Raw genomic sequence first — 25,298 nt, 5'->3', positions numbered from 1 at the left:
TGATGTCTTCCGTTTCTACATCGGGTTCTGGCGCAGCGAAGTCGGCGCTAAATCTGGGCCGCATTTGGGACCAATACGGCATGCTGGTGGTGTTCGCCGTGCTGTTCCTGGTTTGTTCCCTCTTTGTGCCAAACTTTGCTACTTTCATCAACATGAAGGGGTTAGGGCTGGCGGTATCAATGTCGGGTATGGTTGCCTGCGGGATGCTGTTTTGCCTGGCATCCGGTGATTTCGACCTGTCTGTCGCGTCTGTAATTGCCTGTGCTGGTGTTACCACTGCCGTAGTCATTAACATGACCGAAAGTCTGTGGATTGGTGTGGCTGCCGGGCTGCTGCTCGGTATTCTGTGTGGTCTGGTGAATGGGTTCGTGATTGCGCGGTTAAAAATTAACGCCCTGATCACTACTCTTGCGACAATGCAGATTGTACGTGGTCTGGCCTATATTATCTCCGACGGTAAGGCAGTCGGGATTGAAGACGAGCGTTTCTTCACACTCGGCTATGCTAACTGGTTTGGTCTGCCGGCGCCTATTTGGATCACGGTCGTTTGTTTCATTGTCTTTGGCTTACTGCTGAACAAAACCACGTTTGGGCGTAATACGCTGGCCATTGGGGGCAATGAAGAGGCGGCGCGCCTGGCTGGGGTTCCGGTTGTTCGTACCAAGATTATTATCTTTATTCTTTCCGGTCTGGTATCCGCCATTGCCGGGATTATCCTCGCATCGCGTATGACCAGCGGCCAGCCAATGACCTCAATCGGTTATGAGTTGATCGTTATTTCGGCCTGCGTGTTAGGGGGCGTTTCGCTTAAAGGCGGCATCGGAAAAATCTCATATGTGGTGGCCGGGGTGTTGATCCTGGGGACGGTTGAGAATGCGATGAACCTGCTGAATATCTCTCCGTTCGCGCAGTATGTGGTACGTGGCCTCATCCTGCTGGCGGCGGTGATCTTCGACCGTTACAAGCAAAAAGCGAAGCGTACCGTTTGATGATTTAAACCCCAACTTTTTAGTCTAGCTTCTGCCCGTCGCCAGCCGCTACCCGGCTGGCGATTGTTTTTTCAAATGGCGAGCATGGTCACACTGTCTATACTTATATCCGTCATACATCATCTATATGCCGCGATCCGCGTGGCGTTCTGACCATGATGAGGAGGATAACCGGGTGACAGCATCACTGACTTTACCCCCTGAACAATCTGCAAACTGTGCTTACTTTTTTGATCTCGATGGGACACTTGCTGAGATTAAACCTTTTCCCGACCAGGTCGTTGTCCCGAAGACAATCCTGCAATGTCTACATCGGTTAGCGACGCAGAATGCGGATGCGCTGGCATTGATTTCAGGGCGCTCAATGGTTGAGCTTGACGCACTCACTACTCCGTTTCGTTTTCCGCTTGCCGGAGTGCATGGGGCAGAACGCCGTGACATCAATGGTCAAACGCACATAGTAAACCTGCCCGAAGGTATCGAACGTGAAGCCGGGGCGTTATTACACGCAGCGTTGGTGATGTTACCGGGGGCAACACTTGAAACCAAAGGCATGGCCTTCGCGTTGCATTATCGCCAGGCACCCGAACACGAAGCGGCGCTGGTTACCCTGGCTGAGCGCATCACGCGCAGATGGCCGCAGCTTGCTCTGCAGCACGGAAAATGTGTCGTGGAAATAAAGCCTAAGGGCAGTAATAAAGGCGACGCGATAGCTGCATTTATGCAGGAAGCGCCTTTTGCTGGCCGGATCCCTGTGTTTTTCGGTGATGATCTGACAGATGAAACAGGGTTTGCTGTAGTTAACCGCGCTGGCGGTATTTCTGTAAAGGTAGGGAGCGGGCCGACGCAGGCAACATGGCGTCTGGATGGCGTCAGGGATGTCTGGCACTGGCTGGAGAAAAATAACTCTTCGCAGCAAGAACCGAAAGCAACGAATAACAGAAGAGGTGGCTATGAGTCGTTTAGTCGTAGTATCTAATCGTATCGCCTCACCAGATGACAAAGGGAGCGCGGGTGGGCTCGCGGTCGGTGTACTGGGCGCGTTAAAAGCTGCTGGTGGTTTATGGTTTGGCTGGAGTGGTGATACAGGTAATGAGGATAAACCGTTAAAAAAGGTCACGCGTGGCAATATCACCTGGGCCTCGTTTAATTTGAGTGAGCAAGATTACGAAGAGTATTACTGCCAGTTTTCAAATGCGGTTTTATGGCCCGCGTTTCACTATCGACTGGATTTAGTTCAGTTTCAGCGCTCTGCCTGGGAAGGCTACCAACGGGTTAATGCCTTACTGGTAGATAAACTTCTGCCGTTGCTTGGCGATGACGACATTATTTGGGTTCATGATTACCATCTGTTGCCGTTTGCCTGCGAGTTACGTAAGCGCGGCGTGCGTAATCGCATCGGTTTTTTCCTGCATATTCCTTTTCCGACGCCGGAAATTTTTAATGCGCTCCCGCCACATCTGGCGCTGCTTGAGCAAATGTGTGATTTTGATTTGCTTGGTTTCCAGACCGAAAATGATCGTCAGGCTTTTCTGGACTGTCTCGCAGCCCAGACTCGGGTGATCACGCATAAAGATAAGCAGCACCTGGCATGGGGAAAAGCGTTTCGCACTCAGGTCTATCCCATCGGTATTGAACCGGATGAGATTGCACGACAGGCGTCCGGTCCGCTGCCGCCAAAACTGGCACAGCTAAAAGCGGAGCTTAAAAATGTGCAGAATATTTTCTCCGTGGAGCGTCTGGATTACTCCAAAGGCTTGCCGGAGCGCTTTCAGGCCTATGAGGCCTTACTGGAACATTATCCGCAGCACCACGGTAAAATTCGCTATACGCAGATAGCACCGACCTCGCGTGAAGAGGTGCAGGCCTATCAGGATATTCGCCACCAACTGGAAACAGAGGCAGGGCGAATCAACGGCAAATATGGGCAACTGGGCTGGACGCCGCTTTACTATCTGAACCAGTATTTTGATCGTAAATTGCTGATGAAGATCTTCCGCTACTCTGATGTAGGGTTGGTGACCCCGTTGCGCGATGGTATGAACCTGGTGGCGAAAGAGTTTGTGGCCGCACAGGATCCTGCTAACCCTGGCGTGCTGGTTTTATCGCAATTTGCCGGGGCGGCGAACGAGCTAACCTCCGCCCTTATTGTTAATCCTTATGACCGGGATGAAGTGGCAGGCGCATTAAACCAGGCGCTGACGATGCCACTTACCGAACGTATCTCGCGCCACGCTGAAATGCTTGAGACTATCGTTAAAAACGATATCGACAACTGGCAGGCGACGTTCATTTGCGATCTTAAAACGGTCACGCCGCGTCGGAGTCAATGCCAACAGCCAGACAATATCTCTTCCTGTTCTAAACTCGCATGAAGTCGTGGCACTGTGGATTAATCTCCAGCTAGCGGAACCAGAAGAACGTCCACTTGGCTGGTATGAATCACGCTTTTCGCTGAACAGGATGCGCGCGAAAAAAAACTGTGGTTATGGTTGCCGTAAATGACCAGATCAACGGCGTGTTTGCGGCATACATCCAGGATATGTTCATTCAGAGCCCCATAGGTAATAAAGGTATGTTCAATGGGGTATTCTGCTTCTTTGCTAAGTTTGTCGATAAAATCCTGAGTCTCTTCTTGCATCACTTCACGCAGGTCTTCCAGCATGGGGGCAGCAAACTGGTTATACAGTTCGGGGTCTGAGACCAGCGTAATCAGGCTAATTCGGGCGTTGACAGGGCGAGCGATAGAAACCGCCTTGTCTAACAACTGCTGACTTTCAGGGGTGGCGGCAACAGCAACAAGAATGTGCGAATAGCTCATAACTCGCTCCTTTTTTTCAAGAATTATGAGAGGGCTTTTCAGCTTTACTCAGCTTACCCCATACTGCAACGTTTCCCGCCTCGATAGTGTGAATGTCATCATGATTATTCATTAATTATTCTTATAAATAGAATAATCGATTCATATTAGTTGCAGATATGTTCAGGTTACTTAAGTGAAACCCACCGCTAATGAAAACAATGTGTTAATAAAAATTAAACATATATTAACATTTGCAAGGTCGTCACATCGCGGTATTAATTAATCACTCTAAATATTTAACTTATTGTTTCTAAAGAATTTAATTAAAAAAGTTTTTTGAGTTAAATATGTGATCCAGCTCGCTATTTCACGGCGTGATATTAACGGATGTGAACAAAATACTATTCGGTTTTATTGCAAGAATATTCGTACATCAGGAATTGAAATAGATGATTGCGGATTAAAAAATAAGCAAAGTAAAAGCTGCGCTGATGGATTTATGTTAAGTGTTTGACTGGTTTATGTGATCTTGATCACATATTCTTTAAATTCGCAGCATACCTCCGTTGTATGTGTAACTGACGGCGGGTAGAGTTGCGTCGAATTAGGAAAAATCTTAGACATTTGTAAGAATTGATGTGAGCTTGTAAGGGACGCTGCCTTCTTAAAAGGGAATGTTTAGACAACGCGTAAGTGTCGTCACGCTGCTATGTATTTGACCTTTTGCTTTTTTTTACCGGGCCTTCCCGGCGACATCACGGGGTGCGGTTTTACCGCATGAAAACAATGTTGGTTATTATGGATGCAAATAATGCATACATCCGAGTTGCTGAAACACATCTATGACATCAATTTGTCATATTTATTGCTTGCACAGCGTTTGATCGTTCAGGACAAAGCATCTGCGATGTTTCGCCTTGGTATCAGCGAGGAAATGGCGGACACGTTGGCAACATTAACACTTCCTCAAATGGTCAAACTGGCCGAAACAAACCAACTGGTATGTCATTTCCGTTTCGACGATCACCAGACTGTTACTCGCCTGACGCAAGACTCCCGCGTTGACGATCTTCAGCAAATTCATACCGGTATCATGCTTTCAACACGCCTGTTAAGCGACATCGATGATGCAGCACGTAAGAAAAGGGCTTGATGATGAGCGAAAAAAGCATTGTTCAGGAAGCGCGTGATATCCAGTTAGCAATGGAATTAATCACATTGGGCGCCCGTTTGCAAATGCTGGAAAGCGAAACGCAATTAAGCCGTGGTCGATTAATCAAGCTGTACAAAGAATTACGCGGTAGTCCTCCGCCAAAAGGGATGCTCCCGTTTTCCACCGACTGGTTTATGACGTGGGAACAAAATATTCATGCGTCGATGTTTTGCAATGCATGGCAATTCCTGCTCAAAACGGGTCTCTGTAGCGGCGTGGATGCCGTGATCAAGGCGTATCGGTTATATCTTGAGCAGTGTCCGCAGCCTGAAGAAGGGCCATTGTTGGCGTTAACCCGTGCGTGGACGCTGGTGCGATTTGTCGACAGCGGATTGCTGGAGTTGTCCCAATGCAATTGCTGCGGTGGGAATTTTATCACCCACGCACACCAACCCGCAGGCAGCTTTGCCTGTAGTTTATGCCAACCGCCATCACGGGCCGTAAAAAGACGTAAACTTTCCCAGAATGCTGCCGATATTATTCCACAACTGCTGGATGAACAGATCGAACAGGCTGTTTAACTGATATGGTGTGGATGAACACTCCAGCAGCGGTAAGCGATTACCGCTGCTTTTTTTTGTCCTGACCTTACGTTAATTGCCCGACTGCGCATCCTGTCATAGTCAATTGCGAAAGGATGATGTCGTGCTTATCTTATTAGGTTACCTGGTTGTTATTGGTACAGTTTTCGGCGGTTACATGATGACCGGCGGACACCTTGGGGCACTCTATCAACCGGCTGAGCTGGTGATTATCGGTGGTGCGGGTATTGGGGCATTCATCGTCGGCAATAACGGGAAAGCCATCAAAGGGACGATGAAAGCGATCCCGTTGCTTTTCCGTCGTTCGAAATACACCAAAGCGATGTATATGGATCTGCTGGCGCTCTTGTATCGCCTGATGGCCAAGTCACGTCAACAGGGCATGTTCTCGCTTGAACGCGACATCGAAAACCCAAAAGAAAGTGAAATCTTCGCCAGCTATCCGCGCATTCTTGCGGATGCCGTGATGCTTGATTTTATTGTCGATTATCTGCGACTGATCATCAGCGGCAACATGAATACGTTTGAGATTGAAGCGCTGATGGACGAAGAAATTGAGACTCATGAGAGCGAAGCCGAAGTTCCGGCGAATAGCTTGGCGATGGTTGGCGACTCGCTACCGGCATTCGGGATCGTCGCGGCCGTTATGGGTGTTGTGCATGCGCTGGCTTCTGCCGACCGCCCGGCAGCAGAGCTGGGTGCGTTGATTGCGCATGCGATGGTGGGAACATTCCTCGGTATTTTGCTGGCCTATGGATTTATTTCTCCGCTTGCCAGCGTTCTGCGCCAGAAAAGCGCTGAAACAACCAAAATGATGCAGTGCGTGAAGATAACGCTGCTCTCCAATCTGAATGGTTACGCGCCGCCGATTGCCGTTGAATTTGGTCGTAAGACACTGTACTCCAGCGAACGTCCTTCGTTTATCGAACTGGAAGAACATGTTCGTGCGGTGAGAAATCCAACTGCGCAACAGACGACCGAGGACGCATGAAAAATCAGGCCCATCCCATTATCGTTGTAAAGCGACGCAAACATAAGAATCACGGTGGTGGGGCGCATGGCTCGTGGAAAATCGCCTACGCCGATTTTATGACCGCGATGATGGCCTTCTTTCTGGTGATGTGGCTCATTTCTATTTCCAGCCCTAAAGAATTGATCCAGATTGCCGAATATTTCCGTACACCGCTGGCCACCGCAGTGACCGGGGGAAATCGTATTTCGAATAGCCAAAGCCCGATTCCAGGCGGCGGGGATGATTACACCCAGCAGCAGGGCGAGGTGAACAAGCAGCCGAATATTGATGACCTGAGAAAACGTATGGAACAGAGCCGCTTGAGCAAACTTCGCGGCGATCTCGATCAACTGATTGAATCCGATCCCAAATTGCGAGCGCTGCGTCCGCATTTAAAGATTGATTTGGTTCAGGAAGGGCTGCGGATACAGATTATCGACAGTCAGAATCGCCCGATGTTTAAGACCGGTAGCGCTGAAGTTGAGCCGTACATGCGCGATATCCTGCGCGCGATTGCTCCAGTGCTCAACGGGATCCCTAACCGGATCAGCCTTTCCGGTCACACGGATGATTACCCTTACGCGAATGGTGAGAAAGGGTACAGCAACTGGGAATTGTCTGCCGATCGCGCAAATGCATCGCGTCGCGAGCTGGTTAGCGGCGGTCTGGATGATGGAAAAGTATTACGTGTGGTAGGTATGGCCGCCACGATGCGTCTGAGCGATCGCGGTCCTGAAGACGCTATCAACCGCCGTATTAGTCTGCTGGTTCTCAATAAGCAGGCAGAAGAGGCCATTTTGCATGAAAACGCTGAAAGCCAGAATGAGCCGGTAAGTGTCTTACAACGGCCAGCGGAACTCCCGCCGGTAAGCGTTCCCACATCGCCACCAGCCAATCCGAGGTGATAGCGTGAGCATGGATATTAGCGATTTTTATCAGACATTTTTTGATGAAGCTGACGAACTGTTGGCTGATATGGAGCAACACCTGCTTGATTTGGTTCCTGAAGCCCCGGATTCCGAACAGCTGAATGCCATTTTTCGTGCAGCGCACTCGATTAAAGGCGGGGCGGGCACCTTCGGCTTTACCATTTTGCAGGAAACGACCCATCTGATGGAAAACCTGCTGGATGAAGCGCGGCGTGGCGAGATGCAGCTCAATGCCGACATTATCAACCTGTTTTTGGAAACGAAAGATATTATGCAGGAACAGCTCGACGCCTATAAAAGCTCAGTGGAGCCTGATGCCGACAGTTTTGAGTACATCTGCCAGGCGTTACGGCAGTTAGCGCTCGAAGCGAAAGGTGAAACCGCACCGGCAGTTGTTAACTCAGCAAAACTTAGCGTTGTTGACAGCGCCGCGATGCAGGAAGAGGCGGTTGCAAAGCCTGAACCCGCCAGTGAAGAGAGCAAAAAACGCATTACTCTCTCGCGTCTGAAAGCCAGCGAAGTGGATTTACTGGAAGAGGAACTGGGGAATCTGGCGACCTTAACCGATGTGGTAAAAGGAAGCGACACGTTATCAGCAACGCTTGATGGCAACCTCGCAGAAGATGACATCATCGCGGTGCTTTGCTTTGTGATTGAAGCTGACCAAATTGAATTCGAAACCGTCAGCGCAGCGCCTGTGGCAGTTGAAGCTGAAGAGGTGGCAGTTGTCACTGAACCGCAGCCGGTTGCTGTGGCACCTGCGGTGAAAGCTACCGCCAGTGAAGCACCACATAGCCGCGCGGAACGTGAAAAACCCGCCCGCGCCAGCGAGTCGACCAGTATCCGCGTAGCGGTTGAAAAGGTTGATCAGCTTATTAACCTGGTTGGCGAGTTGGTGATCACCCAGTCGATGCTGGCCCAGCGCTCTAACGAATTGGATCCTGTCAATCATGGCGATCTCATCACCAGTATGGGTCAGTTACAACGTAACGCCCGAGATTTGCAAGAGTCGGTGATGTCGATTCGTATGATGCCAATGGAGTACGTGTTTAGCCGTTTCCCTCGTCTGGTGCGCGATCTGGCCGGTAAGCTGGGTAAACAGGTCGAGCTGACGCAGGTAGGTAGTTCAACCGAACTCGATAAGAGCCTGATTGAACGCATCATCGATCCGTTGACGCACCTGGTGCGTAACAGCCTCGACCATGGTATCGAACTGCCGGAAAAACGCCTTGAATCCGGCAAAAGCCCAATCGGCAATCTGACGCTTTCCGCAGAGCATCAGGGCGGGAATATTTGTATTGAAGTGACCGATGATGGCGCTGGCCTGAACCGCGAACGTATCCTGGCTAAAGCTGTCTCTCAGGGCATGCCGATCCACGAAAACATGAGTGATGACGAAGTGGGTATGTTGATCTTCGCTCCAGGCTTTTCGACTGCCGAACAGGTGACGGATGTTTCCGGACGCGGCGTGGGTATGGATGTGGTGAAGCGAAATATCCAGGAGATGGGCGGCCATGTTGAGATCCAGTCTAAACAGGGACAGGGGACCACTATTCGCATTCTGCTGCCTCTGACGCTGGCGATCCTCGACGGGATGTCCGTGCGTGTGGCCGATGAGGTCTTCATTCTGCCACTGAATGCCGTTATGGAATCGCTGCAACCGCGCGAAGAAGATCTCCATCCGCTGGCCGGAGGAGAGCGCGTTCTGGAAGTGCGTGGCGAATATTTACCGCTGGTTGAGTTGTGGAAAGTCTTTGAGGTTGAAGGCGCTAAAACTGAAGCGACTCAGGGCATAGTGGTCATTTTACAAAGTGCAGGGCGTCGCTATGCGCTGCTGGTCGATCAGTTAATTGGCCAACACCAGGTAGTGGTCAAAAACCTGGAAAGCAACTACCGCAAAGTGCCAGGTATTTCTGCTGCAACGATCCTCGGCGACGGCAGCGTCGCGCTGATTGTCGATGTCTCTGCATTGCAGGGGTTAAACCGCGAACAACGTGTGGCGATCACAGCCGCCTGATTGAGTGAGAAGGGAATAATATGACCGGTATGAGTAATGTAACTAAACTGGCCGGCGAACCGTCAGGTCAGGAATTCCTCGTGTTTACGCTGGGGGATGAAGAGTACGGTATCGATATCCTGAAAGTGCAGGAAATCCGTGGTTATGATCAGGTGACGCGCATCGCTAACACGCCTGCGTTTATCAAAGGCGTCACAAACCTGCGTGGTGTGATTGTGCCTATCGTCGACCTGCGCGTGAAATTTAGCCAGAGCGATGTGGATTACAATGAAAACACCGTGGTGATTGTGCTGAATCTGGGTCAGCGGGTGGTTGGAATTGTGGTAGATGGCGTCTCGGATGTGCTGTCGCTGACAACGGATCAAATCCGTCCGGCACCGGAGTTTGCGGTCACGCTGTCGACGGAATATTTGACGGGATTGGGTGCGCTGGGTGACCGGATGCTGATTCTGGTCAACATTGAGAAGCTGCTGAACAGCGAAGAAATGGCGCTGCTGGATATTGCCGCTTCCCACGTCGCATAATCGCCATAACTCATCCGGCCTACAATGATTGCTGTTGCAGGCCGGATTAGCGTAGCGCATCCGGCAGATTTCCCTCTTACGCTTCCCGCTCAACCAGCTCCGGTTCTTCTTCCAGTAAACCTTCATCCTGCGCCAGCATCGCCGTTGCAATCCCGTTACCTAATACGTTGATTGCTGAACGTCCCATATCCAGGAAGTGGTCAATTCCCATCAGCAACAGGATCCCGGCGACCGGAATGTTAAAGCTCGGGATGGTTGCAGCCAGCACTACCAGTGCTGAACGCGGCACACCGGCAATCCCTTTGGACGCCAGCATCAGCGTCAGCATCAGGACGGTGATTTCTGCGAAGGAGAGGTGAATATTATAGGCCTGCGCGATAAACATGGAGGCAAATGAACAATAGACCATGGAACCGACCAGGTTAAACGAATAACCGATAGGCAGCACGAATGACACGATGTTGGGTGAGCAGCCAAATTTAGTTAATTGCTCCAGCGTTTTCGGATAAGCGGCTTCGGAACTGCTGGTGGTGAAGGCGACCAGAACCGGGTCTTTCAGCATGCTCACCAGGCGGAATACCTCTTTTTTTAGCATCACATAACCCACAGCCAGCAGAACCAGGCAGGTCAGCAAAATAGCCACATAGTAGCCGCCGATGAACGAGGCATAGTTGAGCAGAATCCCCAAACCCTGGGTAGAGATAACAGAGGAGATGGCGGCAAAAATTGCCAGCGGCGCAACGTACATCACGTAGCCGGTCACTTTGAGCATAATATGGGAAACCACATCCAGCGCCGCAACCAGCGGGGCGTTGAATTTCTCACCAAGGGATGCGCCGCCAATACCGAAGAACATTGAGAACACCACAATTTGCAGGATCTCATTGTTAGCCATCGCTTCGGCGATGCTGGTTGGAATGGTATGTGTCAGAAAACCTTTCAGGCTCATGCCGCCCACGGCCAGGCCGGTGTCGGTGGTTTCCAGCGGGATCGCCAGGTTCAGCCCGCTGCCGGGTTGCTCAAGGGAAACCACAAACAGGCCGACCAGGATAGACAGTATAGAAGAGCTGATAAACCAGATCATCGCTTTGCCGCCCACACGACCGATGGTGGACGTTTCTCCCAGGCGCATAATACCAACGGTCAGGGTGCTGAATACTAAAGGCGCGATCACCATTTTAATCAGGCGTAAAAAGATGTCGGTAAGAAGCGTAATGTTATCGGCCCAGGCGGTCACGACGCCGGGGGAGGCATAAGAGTGGATCACCGCACCCGACAGGATCCCCGCCAGCATGAAGATCACGATAAACAACGTGAGTTTGTTTGCATTTGCCACTAAAAAGCCCTCAGTAAGGATTTAACATTTATTGATCGGTTACTCATTTTTTATACTTATTAAGTGGTAACGAGGTATTCATCATATAAATTGGATTAAAGCGTAAACGGATACAACTTTTTTTAATTTTTTATCCATTTTGTTGTGGTATTTACGATGCGTATGTGTGATCTCAATCACATAAAAATGCGTATTTCGGCCATTCTGACCGTGCTCACCGATGAAAATAAATGTTATTTACATGATAATTATGGTGTTTTTATGTGAATGATTTGTGGTTGCTGCACACCCGTTTTATCTTCCCCTCGCCAGGCTTCACATCCCTTCAGGATTTCCTTTTCGCAAACGTAAAGTTATCTCAGCGAGTGCCGATAACGTTGATAACTCGTTTTCAGGAAGGTGCCTTATGTTTAACCGTATCCGCGTTGTCACAATGCTGATGATGGTGCTGGGGGTTTTCGCACTGCTACAGCTTGTTTCCGGTGGTCTGTTGTTTTCTTCATTGCAGCAGAATCAGCAAAGTTTTGTTATTTCTAACGATCTTCGACAGCAGCAAAGTGAACTCACCTCAACATGGGATCTGATGCTGCAGACACGAATCAATTTAAGCCGTTCTTCTGCGCGCATGATGATGGATGCATCTAACCAGCAAAGCAGCGCCAAAAACGATCTGCTGAAGAATGCGAAAGCATCGCTGGCGCAGGCTGAAACGCATTACGAAAAATTTAAAAACATCACACCGTTGCCGGAAATGGCAGAAGCCAGCGGCAACGTTGAGGAAAAATATCAGCAGTACCATGCGGCCCTGGCAGAACTGGTTCAGTTTCTGGAAAGCGGCAATATGGACGCCTACTTCGCGCAGCCTACGCAGGGAATGCAAAACGCGCTCGGCGAGGCGCTGGGCAAGTACGCCAGCGTTAGCGAAAAGCTTTACGTCCAGGCATTTAATCAAAGCGCGCGGGATTACCATTTCGCCCAATGGCAGCTTGGCGTGCTGGCCGTGGTGCTGGTGCTGATTCTGGTGGTGGTCTGGTATGGCATCCGTCATACCCTGCTTAATCCTCTGTCCCGTGTCATTGCCCATATCCGGGAAATCGCCAGCGGTAACCTGACCGCAACTCTCGCCGTTAGTGGCCGTAACGAAATCGGCGAGCTGGCCAGTACGGTTGATCATATGCAGCGCTCGCTGACGGAAACCGTCACTCTGGTGCGTGAAGGCTCTGATGCGATTTATTCCGGTACCAGCGAAATTGCCAGCGGAAACACTGACCTTTCATCTCGTACGGAACAGCAGGCGTCTGCACTGGAAGAGACCGCTGCCAGCATGGAACAGCTGACCGCAACCGTGAAGCAAAACGCGGACAACGCGCGTCAGGCCTCGCAACTGGCGAAAAGCGCGTCCGATACCGCGCAGCATGGCGGCAAAGTGGTTGATAGCGTGGTGAACACCATGCACGAAATCGCCGATAGCTCGAAGAAAATCGCCGACATCATCAGCGTCATTGATGGCATTGCCTTTCAGACCAACATTCTCGCACTGAACGCGGCAGTTGAAGCAGCACGCGCCGGTGAGCAAGGCCGCGGCTTTGCCGTGGTGGCGGGTGAAGTGCGTAATCTGGCAAGCCGCAGTGCGCAGGCGGCGAAAGAGATCAAAGCATTAATTGAGGATTCCGTTTCCCGGGTTGATACCGGTTCCGTACTGGTAGAAAGCGCCGGCGAAACAATGAACGACATCGTCAATGCCGTGACGCGGGTGACCGACATTATGGGCGAGATTGCCTCGGCATCTGATGAGCAAAGCCGGGGGATTGATCAGGTTGCGCTCGCGGTCTCTGAAATGGATCGCGTTACGCAGCAGAACGCCTCTTTGGTACAGGAGTCAGCTGCCGCAGCGGCCGCTCTTGAAGAACAGGCCAGTCGCTTAACGCAGTCGGTATCGACTTTCCGTCTTGCGTCACGTCCGGCCTCGACAAAACCACGCGATACACGATTACCAGCAGCCCCGAGCGCATCCTATCCGCGCCAGAGCATTGAACAAGATACGAATTGGGAAACATTTTGACTGATAGTTAAACCGCGGCCAGTGCCGCCCGATGGGAGCGTTGATGTTTAATCGTATTCGAATTTCGACCACGCTGTTTTTGATTTTAATCCTCTGCGGTGTTTTGCAGATTGGCAGTAATGGCTTGTCCTTCTGGGCATTTCGGGACGGTTTTCAGAACCTGAATCAGGTCGAACGGAGTAATCAGCAACGCGCTACGCTGGCCCAAACCCGCGCTGTGTTATTACAGGCCAGTACGGCCCTTAATAAGGCAGGGACGCTGACCGCCCTGAGCTATCCGCCAGAGGACATCAAAACGCTGATGACCCTCGCGCGCGATAGCCTGGCGCAGTCTGAGTTGATGTTTAAACGCTTTATGGCGACGTCGGATTCGACGGAGCAAGGGAAGGCGCTGTTTGGCGCAACGGAGAATAGTTTCAGCCAGTGGCACAGCGCTCTCGCGCATCAGGCCACCTGGCTTGAAAATAATCAGTTGTCAGATTTTCTGACCGCGCCGGTGCAGGCGGCTCAGGATGCTTTTGATGCGAATGTGAATGCCTGGCAGAGCAACATCGACAGCGTGTTACAAACGGCAGGCGATCAGAGCCAGCGAAATTACCATATGTCGGGGGTGATTTTCGCCACCATGGTGGTACTGGCGGCACTGCTCACCAGCGGTGCGCTGTTCTGGTCGCGCAAGATGATCGTTCAGCCGCTGGCGATTATTGGCAGCCATTTCGACAGTATTGCCGCGGGGAACCTGGCACGACCGATAGCGGTTTATGGGCGCAATGAGATCTCGGCCATTTTTGCCAGCCTGCAGAAGATGCAAAAGGCGTTACGCGAAACGGTAAGTGACGTTCGTCAGGGCAGCTCTGCCATGCATAGCGGTATTTCAGAAATTGCGATGGGCAATAACGATTTATCTTCGCGAACCGAACAGCAGGCGGCCGCGTTGGCGCAAACGGCGGCCAGCATGGAGCAACTGACCGCCACCGTCGGCCAGAACGCTGATAATGCGCGCCAGGCGTCAGGAATCGCCAAAAGTGCGGCAGACACAGCGCATAAAGGTGGCGAGCAGACGTCCCGGGTCGCCAGCACCATGCATGAGATTTCTGCCAGCTCGCAGAAAATCGGCGACATCATCGGCGTGATTGACAGCATTGCCTTCCAGACCAACATCCTGGCGTTGAATGCCGCGGTTGAGGCCGCCAGGGCGGGGGAGCAAGGGCGTGGTTTTGCCGTCGTCGCGGGTGAAGTGCGCAATCTGGCAAGCCGTAGCGCGCAGGCGGCGAAAGAAATTAAGGGGCTCATTGAGGAGTCTGTCACCCGGGTGCATCAGGGCTCGCAGCTGGTGGATATGGCTTCGCGCACTATGACGGAAATTGTCAGTTCGGTGACCCGAGTTAACGACATTATGGGCGAGATTGCCTCGGCATCCGATGAACAGCGCAGAGGCATTGAGCAGGTGGCGCAGGCCGTCAGCCAGATGGACTCAGTGACGCAGCAAAACGCCGGGCTGGTGGAAGAAGCCGCATCCGCCGCCGGACAACTTGCGACGCAGGCCGATCATCTTTCTGCCTGTGTCGCATTTTTTAAACTTGAAGAACAAACCGTAGCAAAACAAGAGTTGGCGCAGCCGCAGGTTGCGCCCGTTGTATCCTGAATGTGATTGAGAAGGCGCTATGACATCATCTCTGCCCTCCGGGCAAACGTCATTATTGTTACAGATGACACAGCGCCTCGCGCTGTCTGACGCGCATTTTCGTCGGATATGTCAATTAATCTACCAGCGTGCGGGGATCGTACTGGCCGACCATAAGCGGGACATGGTTTATAACCGCCTGGTTCGTCGACTGCGTACCCTGGGGCTGGATGACTTTGGTCGCTATCTCAGCATGCTGGAAGCTAACCAGAACAGTGCTGAGTGGCAGGCTTTTATTAACTCCCTGACTACCAACCTGACCGCGTTTTTTCGCGAAGGGCATCATTTTCCGGTGCTGTCAGATCACGCTCGTCGGCGCAGCGGTGAATACCGCGTCTGGAGCGCGGCGGCGTCAACCGGAGAAGAACCCTACAGCATTGCGATTACGCTTGCCGATACCTTAGGTATGGCACCGGGCCGCTGGCGCGTTTTTGCCAGCGACATTGATACCGAAGTACTGGAAAAGGCCAGAAACGGCATTTACCGCCTCGATGAGCTAAAGACGCTGTCACCCCAGCAGTTGCAGCGTTATTTCATGCGCGGCACCGGGCCGCATGAAGGACTGGTACGCGTTAGGCAGGAACTGGCAGGTCATGTTGAATTTTCCAGCGTGAACTTACTGGATAAGCAGTACAACGTGCCTGGCCCTTTTGATGCCATATTTTGTCGTAACGTGATGATCTATTTCGATAAAACGACACAACAGGACATTTTGCACCGTTTTGTTCCACTTCTTAAACCTGACGGGCTGCTGTTTGCAGGTCATTCAGAAAACTTTAGCAACCTTGTGCGCGAGTTTAGCCTGCGTGGACAGACCGTGTATGCGCATGCGCCAGGTAAGGATAAAGCATGAGTAAAATCAGGGTGTTGTCGGTAGATGATTCTGCATTGATGCGTCAAATCATGACCGAAATTATTAACAGCCACAGTGATATGGAAATGGTGGCGACGGCGCCGGATCCGTTGGTCGCCCGGGATTTAATCAAAAAATACAATCCCGACGTCCTGACGCTGGACGTGGAAATGCCGCGCATGGACGGCCTCGACTTCCTGGAGAAGTTGATGCGCCTGCGTCCAATGCCTGTGGTGATGGTTTCTTCACTGACCAGCAAAGGTTCAGAGGTCACGCTGCGGGCCTTGGAACTGGGGGCGATTGATTTTGTCACCAAACCGCAACTGGGGATCCGCGAAGGGATGCTGGCGTATAGCGAGATGATTGCTGAAAAGATCCGCACCGCATCGCGCGCAAAACTGGCGGCCCATAAGCCCATGGCGGCACCGACGACCTTGAAAGCAGGGCCGTTACTCAGTTCGGAAAAGCTGCTGGTGATTGGGGCGTCAACCGGAGGAACAGAGGCAATTCGCCATGTACTCCAGCCATTGCCGCTTTCAAGCCCCGGTATTCTTATTACCCAGCATATGCCGCCAGGGTTTACCCGTTCGTTCGCCGAACGTCTGAACAAACTGTGCCAGATAACCGTGAAAGAGGCAGAAGACGGAGAGCGCGTACTCCCGGGGCATGCGTATATCGCGCCGGGCGACAAGCATATGGAACTGGCGCGCAGCGGCGCGAACTATCAAATCAAAATTCATGACGGTCCGCCGGTTAATCGGCATCGGCCCTCAGTGGATGTGCTGTTCCATTCGGTGGCGAAACATGCGGGGCGCAATGCCGTCGGGGTGATCCTGACCGGTATGGGCAACGATGGCGCAGCCGGAATGTTAGCGATGAATCAGGCGGGAGCCTGGACCATTGCGCAAAACGAAGCAAGTTGTGTGGTGTTCGGCATGCCGCGCGAGGCCATCAATATGGGTGGCGTAAGCGAAGTGGTCGATCTTAGCCAGGTGAGCCAGCAAATGCTGGTGAAAATTAGTGCCGGACAGGCAATACGTATTTGAATCAGGAGTTTATTTTTATGGCGGATAAAGAGCTTAAGTTTTTGGTTGTGGATGACTTTTCCACCATGCGTCGCATCGTGCGTAACCTGCTTAAAGAGCTGGGATTCAACAATGTTGAAGAGGCTGAAGACGGCGTGGATGCGCTGAACAAGCTGCAGGCTGGGGGATTCGGTTTTGTTATTTCTGACTGGAACATGCCGAACATGGATGGACTGGAACTGCTGAAAACCATCCGTGCCGATGGCGGGATGGCTTCTCTGCCGGTGCTGATGGTCACGGCAGAAGCGAAAAAAGAGAACATCATTGCGGCAGCACAGGCAGGTGCCAGTGGCTATGTCGTGAAACCGTTCACGGCGGCGACGCTGGAAGAAAAACTGAATAAAATCTTTGAGAAACTGGGCATGTGAGGGTGTGATGATGATGCAACCACAAATTAAACCTGCTGACGAACACTCTGCAGGGGACATCATCGCGCGCATCGGCAGTTTGACCCGAATGCTGCGCGACAGCCTGCGTGAACTGGGGCTGGATCAGGCCATTGCCGAAGCGGCAGAAGCGATTCCTGATGCCCGCGATCGTCTCGATTATGTTGTGCAGATGACCGCGCAGGCGGCGGAGCGTGCGCTAAACAGCGTAGAAGCTTCGCAGCCGCATCAGGACGCGATGGAAAAAGGGGCCAAAGACCTGACTAAACGCTGGGATGAATGGTTCGAAAATCCGATCGAACTGTCCGATGCTCGTGAACTGGTCACCGATACCCGTCAGTTCCTTGGTGATGTGCCTGGACATACCAGCTTTACCAATGCCCAGCTGCTGGACATCATGATGGCGCAGGATTTCCAGGATCTCACCGGTCAGGTCATCAAGCGCATGATGGATGTTATCCAGGAGATTGAACGTCAGCTGCTGATGGTTCTGTTGGAAAACATTCCGGAACAGGGCGCACGTCCAAAACGTGAAAACGAAAGCTTGCTTAACGGCCCGCAGGTTGACGCCTCGAAAGCCGGCGTAGTAGCAAGTCAGGATCAGGTTGACGACCTGCTGGATAGCCTCGGGTTCTGATGCGTATTTGCCGGATGTGAGGCGTGGGCCTCTCATCCGGCTTACGCGCAATTCTGCTTAAAGCCATAAATCCCGTCTTTTTTACCGCTTACTCTTCCCATTGCTGGATAGCTGTTCTGGCATCATTCTCGCCTATATCTCTATCCAGGGTCTGATGCGTGGCAGAAGAAAGCGACGACGACAAAACAGAAGCCCCCACACCCCACCGACTTGAAAAAGCGCGGGAAGAAGGGCAGATCCCCCGATCCAAAGAGCTAACCTCACTGCTTATTTTGCTGGTGGGTGTGTGCATTATCTGGATTGGTGGGGAGTCGCTTGCCCGCAGGCTGGCTGGCATGCTGTCGGCCGGATTACGTTTTGACCATAGCATGGTTAACGACCCGAATCTGATCCTCAGCCAAATCATCCTGCTGATTAAAGACGCGATGATTGCGCTGTTGCCGTTGATTACCGGCGTCGTTCTGGTGGCTTTAATCTCCCCGGTGATGCTTGGCGGCTTGATTTTCAGCGGTAAATCCCTGCAACCCAAATTCTCTAAGCTGAATCCGTTGCCGGGCATTAAGCGCATGTTTTCCGCGCAAACCGGCGCAGAACTGCTCAAAGCGATACTGAAGTCCACGTTGGTGGGAAGCGTGGCCGGATTTTATCTCTGGCATAACTGGCCAGCGATGATGCGTCTGATGGCGGAGTCACCGATTACGGCGATGGGCAACGCCCTGGATTTAGTCGGTATGTGTGCACTTCTGGTGGTACTTGGCGTCATTCCGATGGTGGGGTTCGACGTCTTTTTCCAGATCTATAGCCATGTGAAAAAGCTACGTATGTCGCGTCAGGATATCCGCGATGAATTTAAGCAAAGCGAAGGTGACCCGCACGTTAAAGGCAAAATACGTCAAATGCAGCGCGCGGCCGCTCAGCGTCGCATGATGGCGGATGTGCCGAAAGCAGACGTTATTGTCACTAACCCTACGCACTACTCAGTGGCGTTGAAGTATGACGAGAACAAAATGAGTGCGCCGAAAGTTGTTGCGAAAGGGGCCGGGCTGGTTGCGTTGCGCATTCGTGAAATTGGCGCAGAGCACCGTGTCCCGACATTAGAAGCGCCGCCACTGGCGCGTGCGCTCTATCGCCATGCTGAAATTGGTCAGCAAATACCGGGGCAATTATACGCCGCCGTTGCCGAAGTACTGGCATGGGTATGGCAGCTAAAACGCTGGCGTCTGGCTGGCGGCAAACGTCCACCACAACCTGAAAACCTTCCGGTGCCAGAAGCACTGGATTTCATGAACGAGAAGAATACTGATGGCTAATCTGGTCGCGATGCTGCGTCTGCCCAGCAACCTGAAATCCACGCAATGGCAAATCCTTGCCGGACCGATCCTCATCCTGCTGATTCTGTCGATGATGGTGCTGCCGCTGCCGGCTTTCGTCCTCGATTTGCTGTTCACATTTAACATTGCGCTGTCGATCATGGTGCTGCTGGTGGCGATGTTCACCCAGCGTACACTGGAGTTTGCCGCATTCCCGACGATTTTGCTGTTTACCACATTATTACGTCTGGCGCTGAACGTCGCGTCTACCCGTATCATTTTGATGGAAGGACACACTGGCGCGGCGGCGGCGGGGAAGGTGGTTGAAGCCTTTGGTCACTTCCTGGTGGGCGGTAACTTTGCGATCGGCATCGTGGTCTTCGTGATTCTCGTCATCATTAACTTTATGGTAATCACCAAAGGTGCAGGGCGTATCGCCGAGGTTGGCGCGCGCTTCGTTCTGGATGGTATGCCCGGCAAGCAGATGGCGATTGATGCAGATTTAAATGCCGGTCTGATTGGCGAAGATGAAGCTAAAAAACGACGCTCGGAAGTGACCCAGGAAGCGGATTTTTACGGCTCAATGGACGGTGCGAGTAAATTCGTCCGTGGAGATGCCATCGCTGGTATTTTGATCATGGTAATCAACGTGGTCGGCGGTCTGTTAGTTGGGGTGTTGCAGCATGGTATGAGCATGGGCAGCGCTGCGGAAAGTTATACCCTGCTGACCATCGGTGACGGGCTGGTGGCACAAATTCCTGCGCTGGTTATCTCTACCGCGGCGGGTGTTATCGTGACCCGCGTGAGTACCGACCAGGACGTAGGCGAACAGATGGTGACCCAACTGTTCAGCAACCCCAGCGTCATGTTGCTCAGTGCGGCGGTACTTGGACTTTTGGGTCTGGTTCCGGGCATGCCGAACCTGGTGTTTCTGATGTTTACTGCCGCATTGTTGGCTCTGGCATGGTGGATGCGCGGTCGTGAGCAAAAAGCGCCGGATGAACCGCAGCCGGTGAAAATGCCGGAAAACAACTCCGTGGTGGAAGCCACATGGAACGACGTGCAACTGGAAGATTCGCTGGGCATGGAGGTTGGTTACCGCCTGATCCCAATGGTGGACTTTCAACAGGATGGCGAGTTGCTGGGGCGAATTCGCAGTATTCGTAAGAAATTTGCCCAGGATATGGGCTTCCTGCCGCCGGTGGTACACATTCGAGACAATATGGATCTGCAGCCAGCCCGCTATCGAATTTTGATGAAAGGGGTAGAAATTGGCAGCGGTGACGCCTATCCGGGACGCTGGCTGGCTATTAACCCGGGTACTGCCGCCGGGTCGCTGCCGGGTGAGAAAACGGTCGATCCGGCGTTCGGACTGGACGCTATCTGGATTGAAAGCGCATTGAAGGAACAGGCGCAGATTCAGGGCTTTACGGTGGTTGAAGCCAGTACTGTTGTCGCTACGCATCTAAACCACCTGATTGGGCAGTTCGCCGCTGAGCTGTTTGGCCGTCAGGAGGCGCAACAGCTACTGGATCGTGTGTCGCAGGAGATGCCGAAGCTGACGGAAGATCTGGTGCCGGGTGTTGTGACGCTCACCACGCTGCATAAAGTGCTGCAGAACTTGCTGGATGAGAAAGTACCGATTCGCGATATGCGCACCATTCTTGAAACGCTGGCGGAACATGCGCCGCTGCAAAACGATCCGCACGAGCTTACCGCGGTCGTCCGTGTTGCGTTAGGACGTGCCATCACTCAGCAGTGGTTCCCGGGTAATGAAGAGGTTCAGGTTATCGGTCTTGATACTCCACTCGAGCGTTTGCTGCTGCAAGCGCTGCAGGGCGGAGGCGGCCTGGAGCCTGGGCTGGCAGACCGACTGCTGGCCCAGACTCAGGAAGCGCTGTCCCGACAGGAAATGTTGGGCGCGCCGCCGGTCTTGCTGGTTAATCACGCGTTACGTCCGTTACTGGCGCGGTTTTTACGCCGCAGCATCCCGCAGTTGGTGGTGTTATCGAACATGGAGCTTTCCGATAACCGCCATATCCGCATGACGGCGACCATTGGAGGTAAATAATGCGAAAGTTACTGTGGTTGTTGTTTTTTCCTCTGATGGCGCAGGCTGCCGGAGAAGGAGCCTGGCAGGCAAGCGGAATGGGGATCACCTTAAATCACCGTGGCCAGTCAGCCTCGTCTGATCCTTTGGTTCCCAGCCAGCCGGTCTCAGGCTTGATGACGCTGGTGGCCTGGCGCTATGAGCTGAATGGCCCCACGCCCGCAGGTTTGCGGGTGCGTTTATGTTCTCAGTCCCGTTGTGTCGAACTGGACGGGCAAAGTGGGACCACCAACGGGTTCAATAACGTTCCGGCCATTGAACCGATGCATTTTGTCTGGGAGGTCCCCGGCGGTGGTCGCCTGATCCCCGCGTTACGCATTCAGAGCAATCAGGTGATTGTGAACTACCGTTAACACCCTCCGTCATTCAGACCAGCAGTTGAAACTGCTGGTTGTTTCAACATTCCAGTCTCTCATTCAATTAAATAGAAACGCCGTTTTATAAAATAAGTGACGTACGTTGCCGGACTCTTTGCATTCTTGCCATTTCACGAATCCTTCTGGCAGAAATAGAAAGGTTTCACTTTCTGTTAGCTTTTACTGTGACCCTATAAGGATGCCCATTGTCAAAGCGAGGATTGCGGGGCCTCCCAAATAAAGCTGCTGCGCCGTAACAGGGGCAGGTCACAGCATTGAATCCGACATTGACAGAGGTTTAGTAAATGATTGTTTACCCGGTTAAACATAGCCCGTTATTGCGCCAGCCAGAACATTTTATTGCCAGGGATGAATTAAAAACGCTGATCAAAAAGGTGACGCATAACCTGGTCAATATTCATGACGAAACCGGTGAGTTCTTACTGCGTCTGGACGATGGACGCGTAATTGATACTAAAGGCTGGGCGGGATGGGAGTGGACACACGGCGTCGGCCTGTACGGGATGTATCAGTACTATCTGCAAACCGGCGATGAAACGATGCGCGATATCATCGATAGCTGGTTTGCCGATCGCTTTGCTGAAGGTGCAACCACTAAAAACGTGAACACCATGGCGCCATTTTTAACGTTGGCGTATCGCTATGAAGAGACGCGTAATCCAGCGTATCTGCCGTGGCTCGACAGCTGGGCTGAGTGGGCAATGCATGAGATGCCGCGTACCGAATTTGGTGGTATGCAACACATCACGCTGGCGGAAGAAAACCATCAACAGATGTGGGATGACACGCTGATGATGACGGTTTTACCGCTGGCGAAGATTGGCAAGCTACTCAATCGCCCGGACTACATCGAAGAGGCAACGTATCAGTTCCTGCTGCACGTGCAAAACCTGATGGATAAAGAAACGGGGCTGTGGTTCCACGGCTGGAGCTATGAAGGAAATCATAACTTTGCTAATGCCCGCTGGGCGCGTGGCAACAGTTGGTTAACTATCGTGATCCCGGACTTCCTCGAATTACTTGATTTCCCGGAAAGCAATGCTGTTCACCGCTATCTGGTACAGGTCCTGAACGCGCAAATCGCGGCGCTGGCGAAATGCCAGGATGAAAGTGGGTTGTGGCATACCTTGCTGGACGACCCGCAGTCGTATCTGGAAGCATCGGCAACTGCCGGATTTGCCTATGGGATCCTCAAAGCAGTACGTAAACGCTATGTTGGGCAAGAGTATGCGCCGGTAGCCGAAAAAGCCATTCGCGGCATTGTGCAGCATATTTCACCGGAAGGTGAACTGCTGCACACCTCGTTTGGTACCGGGATGGGACACAATCTTGATTTCTACCGCAACATCCCTCGGACCTCCATGCCTTACGGACAGGCGATGGCGATGCTGTGCCTTACCGAATACTTGCGAAAGTATTTTTGATATCGGTATTCGATGGCGATACCGCTATCGGTCCTGATTGTTCAGTCGTCACTGTTTGTACCGTATTGTCCTGCGGGGCAAACAGATGATCCATGATCTGACGCATAACCGGCGCGGCGGTGACACCATCGCTGCCGCCGTTTTCCAGAATTAACGCCACCGCGACCTTCGGGTTCTTATAGGGTGCAAATGCGGTATAGAACACGTGGTCGCGCAAGCGGACAGGGATCATCTTCGCATTGTAGGTCTGATTTTCTTTCAGGCTAAAGACCTGCGAGGTGCCGCTTTTTGCCGCAATGCCGTAAGGCGCGGTGTGAAAGAACTTATAACCTGTACCATTTGGTTCATTCGCCATGCCGAACATCGCCTGACGCACCAGTCCCCAGTAGGGCGATGAGGCTGAGGCGATTTGTGACGGTACTTCTGGAGCTTGATACGGCGTGATGGTTTTGCCGCTCTCTTCATCGAGCAGCAGGTGAGGGACGATAACCTTGCCGTTGTTAATCAGTGCGACCATGGCTTTTACCATCTGGATAGGTGTGGCAATCCAGTAGCCCTGACCGATGCCAACTGAAATAGTGTCCCCCTGATACCAGGCTTTTTTGTGCACTTTTTGCTTCCATTCGCGGCTCGGGAGCAGGCCATTATACTCCTCATCAAGATCGATGCCGGTCGGTTTACCGTAACCAAACTGGCTGAGCATGCTGTTAATCCGGTCGATCCCCATCATATACGCCACCTGATAGAAGAACGTATCGGCAGACTCTTCTATCGCTTTGGTGACATCCAGCATACCGTGGCCCGTTTTTTTCCAGTCACGGTAATGTCGCTCGGTGCCGGGTAGCGTCCAGGTAGGGGCGCCGAAGAAACTGGTCTGCGGCGTGATTACCCCGTTCAGTAATGCCGACATAGCCATATACGGTTTGACCGTTGAAGCGGGAGGGTACAATCCCTGCGTGACGCGGTTGATTAATGGCAGGTCTTTATCCTGGAGTAACTTGTTATAGTCCTGATAGCTGATGCCTTTGACAAACGGATTAGGGTCATAGCTGGGGTTTGAGACCATCGCCAGTACGGAACCGTCGTGTGGATCTTCAACCAAAACGGCGGCACGCTGGCCAGCCAACAAGCTCTCAATGTATTGCTGTAAATGTAAATCCAGCGTCAGATGGATATCTTTTCCGGCAACGGGCGGCACATCTTTGATCAGGCGTACGATGCGTCCGTGGTTATCTACTTCCACCTCCTGATAACCGGTTTTTCCATGCAGTTCGTTTTCGTAATAGCGCTCAATACCTTGCTTACCGATGTTGTGATCGGCGGCGTAGTTCTCCGCCAGACCCTTTTGATCCAGTGCTTTCAGGTCGTTGTCATTGATTTTTGAAACATAACCCAGGACATGCGCCAGCGCCGCGCCATAGGGATACTGGCGGTCTTCGTAACTATTGATGTTGACGCCGCTAAAATGAAACTGGTTTACCGAAAAACGGGCGATTTCGACATCGGTTAGCGCATTTTTTAGCACCACAGGACGATAGCGGCTGCTGGCTTTCAGCTCATGGCGAAACTGGTCTATGTCATCAGGTGTGAGGTCAACGATCGGCGTGAGCTGCTGGAGTAACGCATTCATATCGCTGATTTTATACGGCGTAACGGAAATATCGTACCAGGTAACGTTGCGCACCAGCGGGATGCCGTTGCGATCGTAAATCATGCCACGCGTTGGGGCGACGGGCAGCATTTTGATGTCGTTTGCATTCGACCGGGTGGTGTAATACTGGTGCTGACAGATTTGTAAGTTATACAGATTGTAAATCAGGATGCCAAAACAGATGACTACCAGGCCAAAGGCCACCAATACACGCCGCTGGAAGAGCTTTTCTTCCGCCTCAAAATCTCTGAATGTCATTGACCCGTACCCGATTAATTCGCCGCCTAATGATACGGAGGCTTAGACGGGATGACAGGCAAAAGATGTTCCATATCTCTAGGGAAATGTGTCATT

Annotated in this window: 22 protein-coding genes; 19 read left to right on the top strand and 3 right to left on the bottom strand. The window is 52.2% G+C overall.

Annotated features, from left to right (window positions below; translation table 11 throughout):
* Positions 1-2: 2 nt before the first annotated feature.
* From araH to otsA, 3 genes are all read left to right on the top strand, one after another.
* Positions 3-989 carry an L-arabinose ABC transporter permease AraH gene (gene araH, locus OGY08_RS20030; protein WP_003034609.1) on the top strand — a complete coding sequence of 329 codons (987 nt, stop codon included), beginning with the start codon at positions 3-5 and terminating at the stop codon, positions 987-989.
* A 175-nt stretch (positions 990-1,164) separates the two neighbouring features.
* A complete protein-coding gene (otsB, locus tag OGY08_RS20025) occupies positions 1,165-1,968 on the top strand; it encodes a trehalose-phosphatase (RefSeq protein ID WP_125362622.1) in 804 nt (267 codons plus the stop codon).
* Entirely contained in the window at positions 1,943-3,364 is a 1,422-nt protein-coding gene (gene otsA, locus OGY08_RS20020; protein WP_125362621.1) for an alpha,alpha-trehalose-phosphate synthase, read from the top strand. Before otsB ends, otsA begins: the two co-directional genes overlap by 26 nt.
* 17 nt (positions 3,365-3,381) lie before the next feature.
* Here otsA and uspC read toward each other — a convergent pair whose 3' ends face one another.
* Positions 3,382-3,810: a universal stress protein UspC gene (gene uspC, locus OGY08_RS20015; protein WP_008785072.1), complete on the bottom strand. Its 429-nt coding sequence runs from the start codon at positions 3,808-3,810 to the stop codon at positions 3,382-3,384.
* A 793-nt stretch (positions 3,811-4,603) separates the two neighbouring features.
* On the opposite strand from uspC, the gene flhD reads away from it, so the two are divergent.
* From flhD to cheW, 6 genes are all read left to right on the top strand, one after another.
* A complete protein-coding gene (gene flhD / locus OGY08_RS20010) occupies positions 4,604-4,945 on the top strand; it encodes a flagellar transcriptional regulator FlhD (RefSeq protein WP_003034622.1) in 342 nt (113 codons plus the stop codon).
* Entirely contained in the window at positions 4,942-5,526 is a 585-nt protein-coding gene (flhC, locus tag OGY08_RS20005; protein ID WP_008785071.1) for a flagellar transcriptional regulator FlhC, read from the top strand. The genes flhD and flhC overlap by 4 nt, the downstream gene beginning before the upstream one ends.
* Positions 5,527-5,650: 124 nt before the next feature.
* Positions 5,651-6,538, top strand: a complete 888-nt coding sequence (motA, locus tag OGY08_RS20000) for a flagellar motor stator protein MotA (protein WP_003034628.1) — start codon at positions 5,651-5,653, stop codon at positions 6,536-6,538.
* On the top strand, positions 6,535-7,464 hold the full coding sequence (gene motB / locus OGY08_RS19995) for a flagellar motor protein MotB (protein ID WP_003034631.1): 930 nt from the start codon (positions 6,535-6,537) through the stop codon (positions 7,462-7,464). The genes motA and motB overlap by 4 nt, the downstream gene beginning before the upstream one ends.
* Before the next feature lie 4 nt (positions 7,465-7,468).
* Positions 7,469-9,505 carry a chemotaxis protein CheA gene (gene cheA / locus OGY08_RS19990; RefSeq protein ID WP_057068897.1) on the top strand — a complete coding sequence of 679 codons (2,037 nt, stop codon included), beginning with the start codon at positions 7,469-7,471 and terminating at the stop codon, positions 9,503-9,505.
* 20 nt (positions 9,506-9,525) lie between these two features.
* Entirely contained in the window at positions 9,526-10,029 is a 504-nt protein-coding gene (gene cheW, locus OGY08_RS19985) for a chemotaxis protein CheW (RefSeq protein ID WP_003034638.1), read from the top strand.
* A 76-nt stretch (positions 10,030-10,105) separates the two neighbouring features.
* Here cheW and OGY08_RS19980 read toward each other — a convergent pair whose 3' ends face one another.
* Positions 10,106-11,365, bottom strand: a complete 1,260-nt coding sequence (locus tag OGY08_RS19980) for a dicarboxylate/amino acid:cation symporter (RefSeq protein WP_057068900.1) — start codon at positions 11,363-11,365, stop codon at positions 10,106-10,108.
* Between the two features lie 406 nt (positions 11,366-11,771).
* On the opposite strand from OGY08_RS19980, the gene tar reads away from it, so the two are divergent.
* The 10 genes from tar (at position 11,772) to bglB (ending at position 23,293) form a co-directional block, all read left to right on the top strand.
* Positions 11,772-13,427 carry a methyl-accepting chemotaxis protein II gene (gene tar, locus OGY08_RS19975; protein WP_125362620.1) on the top strand — a complete coding sequence of 552 codons (1,656 nt, stop codon included), beginning with the start codon at positions 11,772-11,774 and terminating at the stop codon, positions 13,425-13,427.
* A 43-nt stretch (positions 13,428-13,470) separates the two neighbouring features.
* A complete protein-coding gene (tap, locus tag OGY08_RS19970; protein ID WP_125362619.1) occupies positions 13,471-15,072 on the top strand; it encodes a methyl-accepting chemotaxis protein IV in 1,602 nt (533 codons plus the stop codon).
* Positions 15,073-15,091: 19 nt separating this feature from the next.
* Complete coding sequence (cheR, locus tag OGY08_RS19965; RefSeq protein WP_032943796.1) at positions 15,092-15,964, top strand: protein-glutamate O-methyltransferase CheR; 873 nt, start codon at positions 15,092-15,094, stop codon at positions 15,962-15,964.
* Positions 15,961-17,010: a protein-glutamate methylesterase/protein-glutamine glutaminase gene (locus tag OGY08_RS19960; RefSeq protein ID WP_125362617.1), complete on the top strand. Its 1,050-nt coding sequence runs from the start codon at positions 15,961-15,963 to the stop codon at positions 17,008-17,010. The genes cheR and OGY08_RS19960 overlap by 4 nt, the downstream gene beginning before the upstream one ends.
* Positions 17,011-17,027: 17 nt before the next feature.
* Positions 17,028-17,417, top strand: coding sequence for a chemotaxis response regulator CheY (gene cheY / locus OGY08_RS19955; RefSeq protein WP_003034656.1), 390 nt, complete (start codon positions 17,028-17,030; stop codon positions 17,415-17,417).
* A 10-nt stretch (positions 17,418-17,427) separates the two neighbouring features.
* Positions 17,428-18,072, top strand: coding sequence for a protein phosphatase CheZ (gene cheZ, locus OGY08_RS19950; RefSeq protein WP_003034659.1), 645 nt, complete (start codon positions 17,428-17,430; stop codon positions 18,070-18,072).
* Positions 18,073-18,230: 158 nt separating this feature from the next.
* Entirely contained in the window at positions 18,231-19,382 is a 1,152-nt protein-coding gene (gene flhB / locus OGY08_RS19945) for a flagellar biosynthesis protein FlhB (RefSeq protein ID WP_003833866.1), read from the top strand.
* The gene (flhA, locus tag OGY08_RS19940) at positions 19,375-21,453 is read left to right on the top strand and encodes a flagellar biosynthesis protein FlhA (protein WP_003833865.1); all 2,079 of its coding nucleotides are present in this window, start codon (positions 19,375-19,377) and stop codon (positions 21,451-21,453) included. The genes flhB and flhA overlap by 8 nt, the downstream gene beginning before the upstream one ends.
* Positions 21,453-21,845 carry a flagellar protein FlhE gene (gene flhE, locus OGY08_RS19935; protein ID WP_125362616.1) on the top strand — a complete coding sequence of 131 codons (393 nt, stop codon included), beginning with the start codon at positions 21,453-21,455 and terminating at the stop codon, positions 21,843-21,845. Before flhA ends, flhE begins: the two co-directional genes overlap by 1 nt.
* A 308-nt stretch (positions 21,846-22,153) precedes the next feature.
* Positions 22,154-23,293 carry a beta-galactosidase BglB gene (gene bglB, locus OGY08_RS19930; RefSeq protein ID WP_032943794.1) on the top strand — a complete coding sequence of 380 codons (1,140 nt, stop codon included), beginning with the start codon at positions 22,154-22,156 and terminating at the stop codon, positions 23,291-23,293.
* On the opposite strand, the gene mrdA2 is transcribed toward bglB, so the two are convergent.
* Positions 23,265-25,202: a peptidoglycan DD-transpeptidase MrdA2 gene (gene mrdA2, locus OGY08_RS19925; RefSeq protein ID WP_125362615.1), complete on the bottom strand. Its 1,938-nt coding sequence runs from the start codon at positions 25,200-25,202 to the stop codon at positions 23,265-23,267. The two genes, bglB and mrdA2, sit on opposite strands and share 29 nt — an antisense overlap.
* Positions 25,203-25,298: the final 96 nt, after the last annotated feature.

Origin of the sequence: Citrobacter sp. Cpo069, from assembly GCF_030332785.1 — a bacterium.
GTDB lineage: Bacteria > Pseudomonadota > Gammaproteobacteria > Enterobacterales > Enterobacteriaceae > Citrobacter > Citrobacter portucalensis.
Note: the sequence above shows the minus strand (reverse complement) of the source record. Positions and strands in the feature narration are given on the sequence as shown.